Below are 13,978 nucleotides of genomic sequence, written 5' to 3'. Positions count from 1 at the left end.
CAACGGGGGAAGCGGTCCGCCGACAGGTGCCCGTTAAGCCCTAAAGGACCTTCGTGACCGTTGCACTACCCGAGCGATCCGTTCGCTCTCCGCTGGCGCGCTACTGGCAGTCCCTGTGGCTGCTCACGAAGCGCGACCTCCGGGTTCGTTACTCCACGAGCTTCCTCGGGTACTTCTGGTCGATCCTCGACCCGCTGGTCATGGCGGGTATCTACTGGTTCGTCTTCACCGTGATCTTCCAGCGCGCCGTCGGCGCGGAGCCGTACATCGTCTTCTTGCTGGCGGCCCTGCTGCCGTGGACCTGGTTCACCGGCGCTGTATCCGATTCCACGCGCGCGTTCGTGCGCGAGGCCAAGCTCGTGCGGTCGACGAAGATCCCACGAACCATCTGGGTGGTGAGCCTGGTCCTCTCGAAGGGCATCGAGTTTCTGGCGAGCCTGCCGGTTCTGGTGTTCTTCGTAATCGTCGGTGGCGCAGAAGTCAATCCCAATGTGGCTTTCTTCATCTTGGCGATCGCCATACAGCTCGTCCTGACCATCGGCGTCGGCCTGATCGTGGCTCCACTCGTCGTCTTCTTCCGCGACCTGGAGCGGGCCGTCAAGCTCGGACTGCGCTTCCTCTTCTACGCGTCTCCCATCATCTACGGGGTCACCGACCTGCCGCGGGTTCCGATCGACCTCCATTTCTGGGCGGCGTTCAACCCGCTCAGTGGCATCTTCTCCGTCTACCGTTCCGCGTTCTTCGCCGCGGAACTCGACTGGTTCATGGTGGCGGTCTCAGCCGGAATGAGTATCGTCATCCTGTGCATCGGCATGTTCGTCTTCAAGCGCACCATTCGTTCGGTGCTGAAAGAGATCTAGACCTTGTCCCAGAGTGAGCTCATCGAACGACCGGCGGCCGACAAGTCGACCGCGGTGATTTCGGTGACGGATGCGGGCATCCGCTATCGCCGCAACCGCCGAGCCCGTCGCAACTTCAAAGACCTCTTCAGCGCACGCGCACGTCGCACCCGGCCGGGAGAGTTCTGGGCGCTGCGCAACGTGACCTTCGACGTGCAGCCGGGCGAGGCGATCGGCGTCGTCGGGCGCAACGGGCAGGGAAAGTCGACGCTGCTCAAACTCGTCGCCGAGGTCGTGCTGCCCGACGAGGGACGCGTCGACGTCCGGGGCGGCGTGGCTCCGCTCATCGAGATCACCGGCGGGTTCGTCAACGACCTCTCGGTGCGGGAGAACGTCTATCTCACCGCGGGTCTCCACGGCATGAAGAAGACCGAGATCGCCGCCCAGTTCGACGAGATCATCGAGTTCGCCGAGATCGGGGAGTTTCTCGACACCCCCTACAAGCACCTGTCGAGCGGCATGAAGGTGCGCATCGCCTTCTCGGTCGTCTCACGCCTCGAAGAGCCGATCATCCTCGTCGACGAGGTTCTCGCAGTCGGCGACCGCGCCTTCAAGGAGAAGTGCTACAAGCGCATCGAGGAGCTCCTCGCCGGAGGGCGCACGCTGTTCATCGTTTCGCACAACGAGAAAGACCTGCGCCGCTTCTGCTCGCGCGGGCTGTACCTCGACAAGGGCAGGCTCGTCCTCGACGCGCCGATCGCCGAGGTGCTCTCGAGATACAACGCAGACTACGGAGTTGCATGACCACCCAGGAATCCCCCCACGCGAACCGTTTCGTCGTCTCCGGCATCGACCGGGTGCTCACGGTGCAGCGCCCCGCGGTGCTCGCGCACCTGCACAGCATCCGCTCGCGTAACCCCGAAGCGACGCCCGAGGAGGTCATCCGTATCCTCGAACGCCGCTTCCTCGCGGCCGTGACCACCGGCGGAGCGCTCGTCGGCGCGAGCGCTGTCCTGCCCGCGGTGGGGATCGGCGCATCCCTCGCCCTCTCCACGGTCGAGACCGGCGGCTTCCTCGAGGCAAGCGCCCTGTTCGCCCAGTCTGTCACCGAGGTGCACGGCATCGCCGTCGACGACCCCGACCGCGCCCGCACGCTCGTCATGACGCTCATCCTCGGCTCCGCAGGCACCGACCTCGTCAAGCAGCTCGCCAGCCAGGCCACGGGCTCGGGTCCCGTGCGCAACAAGTTCTGGGGCGAGCTGGTCACGAAGAGCGTGCCGCAGGCGGCGATGGGGCAGATCGCCGACCAGCTGAAGAAGACTTTCGTCAAGCGTTTCGCCGTGACCCAGGGCACCAACATCGTCGGCCGCGCCATCCCCTTCGGCATCGGCGCAGTAGTCGGCGGCACGGGCAACAACCTGCTGGGCAGACAGATCATCCGCAGCTCACGCGAGGCCTTCCGCGCCGCGCCCGCCGAGTTCCCCGCCGCGCTCGCCCTGCGGGTGCGCGCCCCCAAGGAGCCGAAGCCGCCGCGCGCCGAGCGCGAGCCGAAGCGTCTGCGCGGCCCGAGGCCTCCTAGGCCGTCGCGCACGCAGCGCGCGCTCGACAAGGCCCAGCGCGACTTCCCCGTGGATCCGGCGGAGTAGACCGGTTCGACCATGGGTGGCGCGCTCTCGTCCCGGCTTCTCGCCGTGGTCGACGCGCTGCCGCTGCGGCCCGGCCTGCGCGTGCTCGAGGTCGGGGGTGCGCCGGGTGCCGCGGCGCGCGAGGTCGCACGCCGCATCGCGCCCGAAGGCCACATCCTGGTTCTCGACCGCTCGGCGGCGGGGATCGATCTCACCCGCAAGAACTGCTCGGCCGAGATCCACGCTGGGCTTCTCTCGACGCTCTGCGCGACAGTGGAGGACTTCGCGCTTCCCCCCGGTGTCGAACCCTTCGACCTCGCCTTCGCCTGCCGCGTGGGCGCCCTGGACGGCCGGCATCCGCGGCTCTACGACGCGGCGATCCGTGCCGTTGCCCGTGCCGTCACGCCCGGCGGCGCGCTGTTCGTCGACACCGGCGACCCGCTACGGCGCGTGGCCCTCGACTGAAGCCCGTCCGGTTCACCCGCCGAGAAGCTCGCGCAGCTGCGTCTCGGCCGAATCGGGTCGCGCCGCGTCGATGGTCTTGCCGCGACGGTACTTCTCGACGACCCGCGGGTCGACGTAGCTCTTCTTCGCGATCGACGGGGTGTTGCCGAGCACGGCGGCCGCGTCACGCATCGCCTGGGCGAGCGCCCGATTGCGCTTCGACCGAGTGGCCTCCGGGCCGTGCTTCGCGAGGCTGAGCGCCGCCGCGACCGTGCCCCGGAGCGTGCGGAAGTCCTTGGCCGAGAACTCCCCGCCGGTGCGCTCGCGCAGGTAGGCGTTGATCTCCTCCGCGGAGACCGGATGCCACTCGCCGTCGTCATCGCGATAGGCGAGCAGTCGCGCGGTGGGCCCGCGGCGCTTCAACGAGGAAAGCAGGGCCGCGAGGTCGACGTCGGTGATCTCCGAGCTCCATTCCTGACCGCTCTTCGCCGGGAACTTGAGCGTGATGGTCGTGCCGCTCACCTTCGCGTGCGCGCAGAGGAGCGTCGACAGTCCGTGGCTGCCGTTGGTCTGCGCGTAACGCTCGGAACCGACTCGGAGAGCCCCGGTGTCGAGCATTCGGAACGCACCCGCGAGCACGCGCGAACGGGTCGGCCCGTCGCCGCGCAGGTCGGAGGTGACCTTGCGGCGCGCGTTGGGCAGTGCCTCGCACAGCTCGAGCGCGCGGTCGAACTTCGCCTTGTCCTTCTTCTCGCGCCAGAACGAGTGGTAGATGTACTGGCGGCGGCCTGCCTCGTCCACCCCGGTCGCCTGGATGTGGCTGTTGGGGTGCGGGGCGATCCAGACGTCTTCCCACGCCGGCGGGATGGCGAGAGCGTCGACGCGCTCGACCGTCGCCGGGTCCTTCACGGCGAGCCCGCGGGCGTCGCGCACAGAGAATCCCCGGCCGCGGCGCACCCGCCCCAGCCCGGGCGCGGTGAGGTTGCTTCGTCTCAGTCGTGGCATGCGCTCGACGTTACGCCGCCTCTCCCCCACAAATTAATCGCGCCGAAGGGCTTGCACAGCGCCGCCGAATAGGTCGTTGGCGCAACCTACCGTGCCGCCATGCAACCACTCGCCTATCGCGTTCCGTTCGTCGTCGACCGGTCTCGCGCGCCCTTCCGCTACTACCTCGTCAACCGCAGCGCCGAGACCCTCGACAGCGTTCGGCTGAGCCTCCTCGGCTCGGGTCTGATGCTACCGATCAGCACCAGGCGGGTGCTGCCAGGCGGCATCGTCGCGTTCTCCGCGCAGGGTCATGACCTGAGTCGCAACTCCGTGGTCATCGTGCGCTGGTTTCGCCCGAACGGAGACGAGTACCTGTGGCGGGTGAGCTTCTGAGCCGCCCGGTGTCTGTCGGGCGCGTGCCGGTCAGTCGTTGTCGCCGATCGAGTCCTCGTCGTCGTCGTCGTCGAACGGTGCCGGCTCGCTCGCCGCCGCATCGTCGGCGTGCAGCAGCGCGTTGCGCTCCCAGTCGGCGACGAGCTGCTCGACGGCTCCGTGGAAGCGCGCGGTCGCGGCCCCGGGGGTGGTGTCGCCGAAGTGGCGCTCGACCCAGAAGGTGAGCTTCTGCCTCGCCTCGTCGCTGTTCTGCACGCGGTCGACGATCGCCACGATGTCGCCGGCGGCGTCTGCGTCAAGCCACTCGCAGTCGCCGAGGTAGCCGCCCTCGTCGACGTCCGCGAGCGCAGAGAGCGGACGGGTCACGACGAGCGGCTTACCAGTGGCGAGGCGATCGTAGACCATGGCCGACACGTCGGAGATCGCGACATCCGCCCCCGACAGTTGCCAGCCCAGTTCGTTTCCGTCGTCGAAGATGTGGTGTGCCGACGGGTCTGCGGCGTTCGCTGCGGCGATGGCGGCGATGATCTGCTGGTTGGCTGCGCCGTAGGCGGGGTCGATGACTCCGCTGCGGGGGTGCGGGCGGTAGAGCACGCGGTGCGTGCCCGTGGCGAGCAGGGCGGCGACGAGCGTCACGCCGTGGCTGGCGATCGACCCGTAGGCGGCAGATGCCCGGTCGCCTTCCCAGGTGGGCGCGTACAGCACGACGGTGCGGTCGTCGGCGGGGTACGGAAGGGCCCCGGCGAAGTGGTCCGCCTGCGGGCGTCCGATCGAGATGGTCTTGCGGTCGAGGTCGAAGTCCCAGAGCTTGCGGCTGAGCCGGTCGCGTGCCGCGTCTCCGGCTATCAGGCTCTTGTCGTAGGCCTTGAACTGGTTGGTCGTCATGTACATCTTGTCGCTCTCACCGTGGTTGATGAAAACGTGCCACATGCGGCCGTAGCGGAACATCTGGAAGTTCTTGGTGTTCTGGTTCACGTAGAACACCATCTTGATGTCCTGCGACTGGATGAACCGCTCGAGGTCGGCGACCTGGCGCAGGTACACGACGGGCACCGGCGACTCGTCGAGCAGTGTGAGCATCGTGCCGGGAGACCGGGCGATGATCGTGACCGGGCGCGTCTTCGACAGCTCGGCCAGCGGCGCGTACCACTGCCGGATCTGGTACAGGTTCACCCGGGTGTCGGCGAAGTAGACCACGACATCGACGCTCTTGTCCGCGGGCCTCGGCACGCTCGGAAGGCGACGGGCGAGTTCGGCGCGGGCGCGGCGGGAACGGAGGATGTTGCGGAGCACTCGACGAGCGGCCCTGACGTCTTTGAGGAGTGGCACTCCCCGATTAAAACAGGGTCGCATGTGTGAACCCCAGTTCGGGGCCGACCGTTACCCACCTGATACCCGACACACGCTCGGCTGTTACGCTCGGGTGTGCCTGAGACCACGCCTGCAATCACCTTCGCCGCGGGCAACGCGAAGAAGCTGCTCGCCCTTCCGGGGTACGCGCTCGGCGCCGTCGCGAGCCTGCTGGTGCCCCGCCGCCGCGACCTCTGGGTGTTCGGGTCGGGTCCGGGCATCGGCGAAGGCGCCCTCGCGCTCTACCGTGTAGCCGAGCGGGAGCGACCGGGGCGCCGCCTCCTCTGGCTGGCCCGAGACGAGTCCGATCTGGCGACCGCCGCGCGCCTCTCGATCCCCGCGGTGCTCAAGTCGTCGCGCCAGGGCCTCTGGGCCACCCTGCGTGCGCGGGTGATCGTGGTCACCCACGGTTTCGGCGACGCCAATCGCTACGGCATCACCGGCGGCTTCGTGGTGCAGCTCTGGCACGGCATCCCGCTCAAACGCATCAACCTCGACTCGGCAGAGACGCTGCGCACGCGGCTGCTGCCGGATTCCGCGCTGCTGCGGAGGATGCTGCGGCTCATGTACCGCAGGGCCGCGAGGTCCATCGACATCCTCCCCGCGGCATCCGAGGTCTCCGCCCGTCGGCTGCGCACCGCGTTCGACCTGCCCAACGACCGGGTCGTCGTGACCGGCGACCCGCGCGACGACGTGCTGCTGCGCGGCGAGGACGCGGAGCGGTCGGCGGCTGCCCGCGCGCTGGTCTTCGAGCGGCTGGGGATCGCGCCATCCGACAGTCGCATCCTGCTCTACGCCCCCACGTGGCGTGACGGCGAGGCAGACCCCGGCATACCGACCGACGACGAGTGGCGGCGCATCGCCGCGCTTCTCGACGCGAGCGACTCGATCCTGCTCGTGCGCCCGCACCCGCACGGCGTGGGCGACTACGCCGCGGGGCCGGCGTTCAGCGACCGTGTGCTGCTGTTCGACTCGCGACTGTGCACCGACGTGACACCGGCACTGCCCGCGGTGGACATGCTGATCACCGACTACTCGTCGATCGCCTACGACTTCGCGCTCACCGGGCGGCCGATCGTCTTCCTAGCCCCCGACGTCGACGCGTACACGGCAAGCCGCGGCCTGTACGTCGCCTACCCGACGTTCAGCGGAGGTTCCGAGACCGCCTCCTGGAGCGAGGCGCTCGACCTGATCGAGCGAGCAGACACCGCGCCGGCCACCCGCAAACGCCTCGCCGAGCACAGCGAGAGCCTCGCCACGGCGCACCACGCGTACCGGGACGGCCTGAATACTGACAGAGTGTATCGGGAGATAACCACCCGGCTGAAAGAGCACGAATGACTGCGACGCCTCCCGCCGGATCCCCTGCGAACGCCGTGACGATCGACTCGATCGTCGTGGCACGGGGCTCCGAGCCCAGCCTCGAGCTGGCCGGCACCGGCGCGCCCCCATCGGCGGTGTTGCGCGGACCCCGCCAGGACCTCGTCGCTGTCGTCGAGGTGTCGGACGACGGCTGGCGCGCCTCATTCCCGCTCTTGGCCTCGCGCTGGGGCGGACATCTCCTGCCTCCGCCCTCAGGTCGGTACACGTTGGCTCTCGCCGACGAGTCCGGCGTCGACGTGCCCGTCACGGTCTCCGCGCCGCTGCCCGAGGCGTCGCTCGTGCCCGGAGCGTTCCGCTTCGAACTCGCCGCCACGGCGCACGTGCTCACGCTCGAGCTCTCGCCCCCGTTGGCGGACGACGAGCGCGGCGTCGAGCGCCAGACTGCACTCGAGCTCGACTACCGCACCACGAAACGCGCCCCGCTGAACGCGGTGTTCTTCGAGAGCTTCTACGGGCAGAGCGCGACGTGCAACCCGCTCGCGCTCGATCGCGAGTTCGCGTCGACCCGCCCCGACATCGCCCGCTACTGGAGCGTCGTCGACGCGTCGGTGCCTGTGCCCGAGGGTTCCATCGCGCTCATCGAGGGGAGCGCGGAGTGGTGGCGCATCCGCGGCTCTGCTCGTCTGCTCGTCGTGAACGACTGGCTTCGCAACCGGTTCCGCAAGCGTTCGTTCCAGACGGTGCTGCAGACCTGGCACGGCACCCCGCTGAAGAAGATCGCACTCGGCCGCCCCGGCGTCGGCCTGCGCACCGCGCTGGCCACGATCCGCGAGCGCGGCCGGTGGAGCATCCTGCTGGCGCAGAACCCGCACAGCACCTCGGTGTTCCGCTCGGCGTACGCCTACCTCGGGCCGATCTGGCAGGAGGGGTACCCGCGCGACGACACGCTCGTCTCCGGCGACGGTGCGGCCGTCCGCGCCCGACTCGGAATCGCCGAAGGCGTCACCGTGCTGCTCTACGCCCCCACCTGGCGCGACGACCGCCCCGAACACATCGACCACCTCGAGGTCGCCGCGTTCACCGACGCGCTCGGGCCCGGCTACGTGACGCTGATCCGCGGGCACTCCCGCACGCTGCGGCCCGGTCGCGACGTACGAGCCAGCAACGTGCTCGACGTGACCGGCTACCCCGACGTCTCCGAGCTCTTCCTCGTCGCCGACGCCCTCATCACCGACTACTCGTCGGTCATGTTCGACTACAGCGTCACCGGCAAGCCGATGTTCTTCTTCGCGCCCGACCTCGAGCACTACCGCGAGCAGTTGCGCGGCTTCTACTTCGACCTCGACGAGGCAGCGCCCGGCCCCGTCGTGCAAGACGCCGCGGAGCTCGTGCGGCTCGTGCTCGACCGCGAGGCGGTGAGCGCCCGCTACGCCGAGAAGTACCGCGCCTGGCAGGCCCGCTTCAACCCGCTCGACGACGGACGGTCGGCGTCGCGCGTCGTGGTGCGGCTGCTGGCGCGTAAGGCTGTCGGCTAGGTCTCGGCTAGATCTCGGTGCGCGAGGTGTCGACGGTGCCCCGTGCGCCGCGCAGCACGCCGATGATGAAGCCCACGCCCCAGCTCAGGTGCATCGTGGGCAGCACGACCACGAAGAACCAGCGGTCGAGCGGCTTCGCACCGCGGTCGGCGACGAAGGCCAGCCAGAGCACCAGCAGGATATAGGCGGCCGGGCCGAAATAGACGACGGATGCGAGAGCGCTCGGCCATCCGCTCACCACGCCGGTGACCTGCAATACGAGGAGGATCACACTCGCGAGCACGTTGAGCACGAGCAGGGGCGGCACGAAGAAGCGCCACGGGTTGCGTCCGCGGTAGCGGCGCACAAGCTCGCCGCGCCAGATCCCCGTCGCGCAGAACTGCCGGGCGAGCTTGTTCCAGCTCTCGCGCGGCCAGTAGGTCACCTTGAGCGCCGGGTCGAACCAGACGGTGTGGCCGGCCGCGCGGATGCGCAGGTTGAGTTCCCAGTCTTCGCCGCGTCGGATGGACTCGTCGAAGTACCCGACCTCTTCGAGAACCTCGCGGCGGAAGACTCCGAGGTAGGCGGATTCCGCCGCCCCCTCCTCGCCGCTGCCGTGGTACCGGGCGCCGCCGAGCCCGAACCGGCTGTTGTAACCGCGCGCGGCGGCGGTCTGGAACGGGGTCTTGCCGCGGGCGTGCATGATGCCGCCCACGTTGGCGGCCTTGGTGCGGCCGAGGGTCTCGATGGCCCGGCTGGTGTAGCCGGGTTCGAGCTCCGAGTGCGCGTCGACGCGCACGATGATCGAGTGCTTGCTCGCGCGGATGGCGAGGTTGAGGCCGACCGGGATATCGGTCTCCGGGTTGTGCACAGTGCTGATGCGTGGGTCGGCCGCCGCGAGGCGATCGACTATATCGTCCGTGCCATCCGTCGACGGTCCGAGAGCGAGGATCAGTTCCTTCTCGCCGGCGTAGTCCTGCGCCAAGACGGTGGTGATCGCGGTCTCGATGTAGAGCGCCTCGTTGAGCACGGGCATCACGTATGAGACTCCGGGAAGCGTGTCTGCCGTGGCGGCCATGTGGTCCAATACTCGTGCTGGGGCGGGTCGGTCGAGCCTATCAGCCGCCGATGCTGGGCTTTAACGAGTGAGGGACACGGTGCGCTGTGCGCCCGTGCCCCTCACCCGGATCGGCTACTTGAGGGTGCCGAGGGTCACGTCGACCGTCGTCGCCTCGCCACCACGCACGTACGTGATGGTCGTCTTGGCGCCGCCGGCTAGGGCGCGCACCTGGGCGGTGAGGTCGGTCGCATTGGTGACCGGGAGGCCGTCGATTCCGGTGATGATGTCGCCGGTCTTGAGACCGGCGGCTTCTGCGGCGCCTCCGGCGGAGATCTCGCGCACCGTCGCTCCGACCGAGGCACCCGAGGCTGGGGTGGCCTCGTCGGTCACGTTGCCGATGGTCGCACCCAGGAGGCCGTGAGAGGCCGCCCCGTTCTCGATGATCTCCTTCGAGACGCGCTCTGCGAGGTTCGCCGGGATCGCGAAGCCGACACCGATGCTACCGGCCTGCGATGCGGCAGAGGAGCCGCCGGCGCTGGCGATCGCGACGTTGATGCCGATCACTTCGCCGTCGGCGTTCAGGAGCGCGCCGCCCGAGTTGCCGGGGTTGATCGCAGCGTCGGTCTGGATCACCGCGAGGGAGATCGTCGACGACGACTGGCTGGGAGCGGACTGCTCCTCTTCCCGCTCGGGAAGGAGGAACTCGAAGGGGCTCTGCTGTCCGGGCGTGGTCGTATCCGGAGCTATCTCGCTGTTGTCCGGGGCTGCGGAAGAGGCGATCGTGATGCTGCGGTTGATCGCGCTCACGATGCCGTCGGTGACGGTGCCGGAGAGCCCGAGGGGTGCACCGATCGCGATGGCGGTGTCGCCCACGTTGAGCTTGCTCGAGTCGGCGAACGAAGCCGGCTGGAGGTCTGTGGCGTCGTCGATCTTGATGACGGCGAGGTCGGAGATCGGGTCTGTGCCGATGAGCTTGGCGGTGAACAGACGTCCATCGTTGGTCTGCACCGAGATGGCCGCGTCGCCCGTTGCGCCGTCGAGGGTGACGACGTGGGTGTTCGTGAGCACGTAGCCGTCGTCGCTGATGATGACACCGGAGCCGGTTCCGCCGGAGTCGCTGGACTTGGCGGAGATCGTGACGACCGAAGGTGTCGCCTTGGCCGCCACTGCGGTGACGGTGGTGGCGTTGTCGGGGTTGTTGACCGTGATGTTCGCGGGGGTCGTGTTGGCCGAGACCGACGAGTTCGACGAGTCGCCGTTCAACGCGAGCACGATGCCGCCGCCGGCGACTCCGCCGACGAGGGCGCCGACCGCGAGAGCGGCGACGAGCAGAACGGGCTTGGTGCGTCGGAACGAGGCGCCGGCATTGGCGTTCGCGGACTCAGCGGCGGGCGCGTTCGCGGAACCGGCTGCCGACGGAGGTGTCGGCGCGGATGCCGCATAGTCGGGAAGCGGCTGAGTGGACTGAGCGGGTGCCTCGGAGAGTGCACGAGGTACCGGGGGCGTCGGGGGCGTCGGGGGTGCTGCGGGCGTTGCGTTCGAGGGGGTTTCGGGGATCTCGGGGGTGTCGGTCATCGGGTGCTCCTTCCAGCGCAGTAAGCATCTCCCGCGAAGCTGGGCGTTATCTATGTCTGCGCTGGGAGCAAACCGCAGTTCTATTCTCCTCCTTTTCCGGCTCTGTTTGGTCCCTTCGAAGACCGAAGAAAGCGGCACAGCGGCACGGGTCAGCCGCACCCGATCGTCGATCGTCGATCAGTGGCTCCACCACTGTCAGCAGCCCATGCCTTGGGGGTTGGCGACGCAATCGCGAGCGACGAGGACGGTCTGCGCGTCTCCAGCGGTCGCGACTATGGGATTGGAGGGAACTGCCAACGTGCCCGCGATGGGAACCCAGGTAGGGCCGCCGAATCGATACTCGGCGGCGAAGGAGACCGTCAGCTGGATGGTAAAGGTGCCGGGGGTGCTGAATACGTGGCTGGTTGCTGTGGGCTCGAATTCGGGGAGTCCCAAGGCCGCCCAGGTGGCTCCGCCGGTCGCGCTAGCTCGGCTGGAGCCGTCGCCGTACGTCCAGCGCCACGAGACCGGACTGAAACGCACCGATGCAGGGAATCCCAGCAGCGTGCCGTCGACGACGTGCGCCGCCGTCGACGCGTAGAAATTGGTGGGCAGCCCCACGACCATCCACCCGTTCGGTTCCATCATGTTGATTCCGACCGTCGGGCGGAAACTCGCGATGTCGTCGAGGGTGACCGGGGTCGTTGCAGGACTTCTCACAACGAAGGAATCGCGGTACGGGAGGCCGTTCGCGGCGGCGTACTGTGCGCGGGCCGCGTCCCACGCGTCGCGTTCGGCCGCGGTCATCTTCGACGGGTCGACGGGGATGGAAGGGTCGTAGGTGCCGGGGGTGCCGGGTTTCGTCTGAGAGCCGCCGAGGTTCACGACTCCGTCTCCGATGGCTGCACCGCCAGTAGGGCACCCAACCGTTCGCCTAACAATGTCAGAGCAAAATGGCGCTGCATCGAGCGGCGCTTGAATGACGGTCGCGACAGCTAGCTGTAGAAGGATCGTCAAGCAAGAAGCTGCTACACGCAGAAATCGTTTCCCGACCATGGCGTTTCTCCTGAAAGCACTAACGAACGATCAGATGTGGCGGCGGTGAACGCCACCTCGAATGGGGTCCTTTCCGGTCGCGATGGAGACACAACGGACCTGCCCGACGAATCGACGACGTCGACATTCGAAACATCGACGCAGGCGTGGATGACTATCTGCGATGTCTTGGACATGGGCTGAAAATCTTGAATCGAAATGCTGTCGACCAGCGTCGTGCCAGTACCTCGCCAACCATTTTCCGCAACGTGCCGATATCCGGGGAGCTGCTTTTCGTATACAGATTGCGATGCGACGACTAGCAACCGCTCCGGATCCGAACCTCCGTCACTCAGGATCGCGTCGGTGACCGACAGGTACTCCCGATACGCCTCCTCCGCCGCCGCCAAGGCCTCCTCGTCGGTGGCGAAGAGCGCGGTGCTCGACGGCGAAGGCCTGGGCGGCTTGGCCGGCGAAGGCGGCGCACACGCCGACACGGACAGCGCAGCGACCGTCACGAGAGCTACTGCCGCCGGTCGAAACGAGGGTCGCATCCGCACACCATAATTCAACGAGCCCTCACGGCTCGAGAATTATCCACAACGCACGGCGTAACACCCCTTCGACGACTCGATAGGGTTTAAGCACGATGACAGTCTCCGGTTCCTGGCAGCACGCCGCTCGCGGAGCGATGCTCCTCGGCGACGACGGCGCCCTTCGCCCCACCATCTTCGCGGAGATGTCCGCCCTCGCCGTCAGCACGGGCGCAGTCAATCTCGGACAGGGATTTCCCGACGAAGACGGCCCGGCCGAAGTGCTCGAAGCGGCTCGCAAGGCGATCAGCGACGGATTCAACCAGTACTCCCCCGGCCCCGGCACGCCCGTGCTGCGCGAGGCCATCGCGACCCATCAGCAGCGTTTCTACGGCATGACGGTCGACCCCGACCGCGAGGTGCTCGTCACCGCCGGAGCCACCGAGGCCCTCGCCGCCACGATCCTCGCCCTCACCGAACCGGGCGACGAGGTCGTGACCCTCGAGCCCTTCTACGACGCCTACGGGGCAATCATCGGCCTCAGCGGAGCCAAGCACGTGACCGTCGGGCTGCACGCGCCCGCATTCCTGCCCGACCCCGACGAACTGCGGGCCGCGGTCACCGACCGCACCCGGATCATCCTGATCAACAACCCGCACAACCCGACCGGCACCGTGCTGCCCATCGAGACGCTGCAGCTCATCGTCGAGCTCGCGAACAGACACGATGCGCTGATCGTGACCGACGAGGTTTACGAGCACCTGGTTTTCGGTGCGGCGCACATCCCGATCGCGACGTTGCCGGGGGCGCGCGAACGAACAGTCACCATCTCGAGCGCGGGCAAGACGTTCAACACGACCGGGTGGAAGATCGGCTGGCTCGTCGCCCCGGCGCCGCTCGTCGCCGCGATCATCGCCGTCAAGCAGTTTCTGACCTTCGTGAACGGCGCCCCGTTCCAGCCGGCGATCGCCGTAGGCCTCGGGCTACCCGACTCGTTCTTCGCCGGCGTCGCGGCCGACCTCGCGCACAAGAGAGACCTGCTCTCGGCCGGCCTCGTCGCAGCGGGCTTCGGCGTGACGCAGCCGAAGGGCGGCTATTTCATAGTGGCGGATGCCTCGCCGCTCGGTTTCGACGACGCGGAGGAGTTCTGCCGCCGTCTGCCGTCCCTCGCGGGGGTCGTCGGCATTCCGATCAGCGCTTTCGTGAGCCACGGCAACCGCGCCGAGTACTCCTCGCTCGTGCGGTTCGCATACTGCAAGAGGGTGAGCGTTCTGGAGGACGCCGCCAGCCGCCTGAGCCGGCTGACTCGCTGACCCGGGCC

Annotated in this window: 14 protein-coding genes; 8 read left to right on the top strand and 6 right to left on the bottom strand. The window is 68.1% G+C overall.

Annotated features, from left to right (window positions below; genetic code table 11):
* The first annotated feature begins 53 nt into the window (after nt 1-53).
* From ABIE21_RS00705 to ABIE21_RS00690, 4 genes are read left to right on the top strand one after another with little or no spacing between them, the layout of a single operon-like run.
* A complete protein-coding gene (locus tag ABIE21_RS00705) occupies nt 54-860 on the top strand; it encodes an ABC transporter permease (RefSeq protein ID WP_354022868.1) in 807 nt (268 codons plus the stop codon).
* Nucleotides 861-863: 3 nt separating this feature from the next.
* On the top strand, nt 864-1,643 hold the full coding sequence (locus ABIE21_RS00700) for an ABC transporter ATP-binding protein (protein ID WP_354022867.1): 780 nt from the start codon (nt 864-866) through the stop codon (nt 1,641-1,643).
* A complete protein-coding gene (locus ABIE21_RS00695) occupies nt 1,640-2,485 on the top strand; it encodes a hypothetical protein (RefSeq protein WP_354022866.1) in 846 nt (281 codons plus the stop codon). Before ABIE21_RS00700 ends, ABIE21_RS00695 begins: the two co-directional genes overlap by 4 nt.
* 12 nt (nt 2,486-2,497) lie before the next feature.
* Nucleotides 2,498-2,929 carry a methyltransferase domain-containing protein gene (locus ABIE21_RS00690; protein WP_354022865.1) on the top strand — a complete coding sequence of 144 codons (432 nt, stop codon included), beginning with the start codon at nt 2,498-2,500 and terminating at the stop codon, nt 2,927-2,929.
* Nucleotides 2,930-2,941: 12 nt separating this feature from the next.
* Here ABIE21_RS00690 and ABIE21_RS00685 read toward each other — a convergent pair whose 3' ends face one another.
* Entirely contained in the window at nt 2,942-3,913 is a 972-nt protein-coding gene (locus tag ABIE21_RS00685; RefSeq protein ID WP_354022864.1) for a DNA topoisomerase IB, read from the bottom strand.
* Nucleotides 3,914-4,012: 99 nt separating this feature from the next.
* On the opposite strand from ABIE21_RS00685, the gene ABIE21_RS00680 reads away from it, so the two are divergent.
* The gene (locus tag ABIE21_RS00680; protein WP_354022863.1) at nt 4,013-4,288 is read left to right on the top strand and encodes a hypothetical protein; all 276 of its coding nucleotides are present in this window, start codon (nt 4,013-4,015) and stop codon (nt 4,286-4,288) included.
* Between the two features lie 30 nt (nt 4,289-4,318).
* On the opposite strand, the gene ABIE21_RS00675 is transcribed toward ABIE21_RS00680, so the two are convergent.
* Nucleotides 4,319-5,617 carry a CDP-glycerol glycerophosphotransferase family protein gene (locus ABIE21_RS00675; protein WP_354022862.1) on the bottom strand — a complete coding sequence of 433 codons (1,299 nt, stop codon included), beginning with the start codon at nt 5,615-5,617 and terminating at the stop codon, nt 4,319-4,321.
* Between the two features lie 96 nt (nt 5,618-5,713).
* Here ABIE21_RS00675 and ABIE21_RS00670 point away from each other — a divergent pair, with 96 nt between their 5' ends.
* The gene (locus tag ABIE21_RS00670; protein ID WP_354022861.1) at nt 5,714-6,979 is read left to right on the top strand and encodes a CDP-glycerol glycerophosphotransferase family protein; all 1,266 of its coding nucleotides are present in this window, start codon (nt 5,714-5,716) and stop codon (nt 6,977-6,979) included.
* Complete coding sequence (locus ABIE21_RS00665) at nt 6,976-8,496, top strand: CDP-glycerol glycerophosphotransferase family protein (RefSeq protein WP_354022860.1); 1,521 nt, start codon at nt 6,976-6,978, stop codon at nt 8,494-8,496. Before ABIE21_RS00670 ends, ABIE21_RS00665 begins: the two co-directional genes overlap by 4 nt.
* A gap of 7 nt (nt 8,497-8,503) precedes the next feature.
* Here the strand turns inward: ABIE21_RS00665 and ABIE21_RS00660 are convergent, their stop codons facing one another.
* From ABIE21_RS00660 to ABIE21_RS00645, 4 genes are all read right to left on the bottom strand, one after another.
* Nucleotides 8,504-9,553 (bottom strand): glycosyltransferase family 2 protein, encoded by a 1,050-nt coding sequence (locus tag ABIE21_RS00660; protein ID WP_354022859.1) that lies wholly within the window; start codon nt 9,551-9,553, stop codon nt 8,504-8,506.
* 114 nt (nt 9,554-9,667) lie between these two features.
* On the bottom strand, nt 9,668-11,110 hold the full coding sequence (locus ABIE21_RS00655; protein ID WP_354022858.1) for a S1C family serine protease: 1,443 nt from the start codon (nt 11,108-11,110) through the stop codon (nt 9,668-9,670).
* Nucleotides 11,111-11,305: 195 nt separating this feature from the next.
* Entirely contained in the window at nt 11,306-11,974 is a 669-nt protein-coding gene (locus ABIE21_RS00650) for a PKD domain-containing protein (RefSeq protein ID WP_354022857.1), read from the bottom strand.
* A gap of 143 nt (nt 11,975-12,117) precedes the next feature.
* Complete coding sequence (locus ABIE21_RS00645) at nt 12,118-12,642, bottom strand: hypothetical protein (protein ID WP_354022856.1); 525 nt, start codon at nt 12,640-12,642, stop codon at nt 12,118-12,120.
* Nucleotides 12,643-12,773: 131 nt separating this feature from the next.
* Between ABIE21_RS00645 and ABIE21_RS00640 the strand changes: the two genes are divergently transcribed.
* Nucleotides 12,774-13,970 (top strand): pyridoxal phosphate-dependent aminotransferase, encoded by a 1,197-nt coding sequence (locus ABIE21_RS00640; protein WP_354022855.1) that lies wholly within the window; start codon nt 12,774-12,776, stop codon nt 13,968-13,970.
* Nucleotides 13,971-13,978: the final 8 nt, after the last annotated feature.

The organism is Conyzicola nivalis, assembly GCF_040548875.1.
GTDB lineage: Bacteria > Actinomycetota > Actinomycetes > Actinomycetales > Microbacteriaceae > Conyzicola > Conyzicola nivalis_A.
The sequence above is the reverse complement of the archived record's forward strand: the minus strand, read 5'-3'. Positions and strand labels throughout refer to the sequence as shown.

Excerpts from the sequence above, each read along its gene's own strand:
- ABIE21_RS00655 (WP_354022858.1), bottom strand. The coding sequence starts at position 11,110 with ATGACCGACACCCCCGAGATCCCCGAAACCCCCTCGAACGCAACGCCC.
- ABIE21_RS00680 (WP_354022863.1), top strand. The coding sequence starts at position 4,013 with ATGCAACCACTCGCCTATCGCGTTCCGTTCGTCGTCGACCGGTCTCGC.
- ABIE21_RS00685 (WP_354022864.1), bottom strand. The coding sequence starts at position 3,913 with ATGCCACGACTGAGACGAAGCAACCTCACCGCGCCCGGGCTGGGGCGG.
- ABIE21_RS00695 (WP_354022866.1), top strand. The coding sequence starts at position 1,640 with ATGACCACCCAGGAATCCCCCCACGCGAACCGTTTCGTCGTCTCCGGC.
- ABIE21_RS00640 (WP_354022855.1), top strand. The coding sequence starts at position 12,774 with ATGACAGTCTCCGGTTCCTGGCAGCACGCCGCTCGCGGAGCGATGCTC.
- ABIE21_RS00660 (WP_354022859.1), bottom strand. The coding sequence starts at position 9,553 with ATGGCCGCCACGGCAGACACGCTTCCCGGAGTCTCATACGTGATGCCC.
- ABIE21_RS00690 (WP_354022865.1), top strand. The coding sequence starts at position 2,498 with ATGGGTGGCGCGCTCTCGTCCCGGCTTCTCGCCGTGGTCGACGCGCTG.
- ABIE21_RS00665 (WP_354022860.1), top strand. The coding sequence starts at position 6,976 with ATGACTGCGACGCCTCCCGCCGGATCCCCTGCGAACGCCGTGACGATC.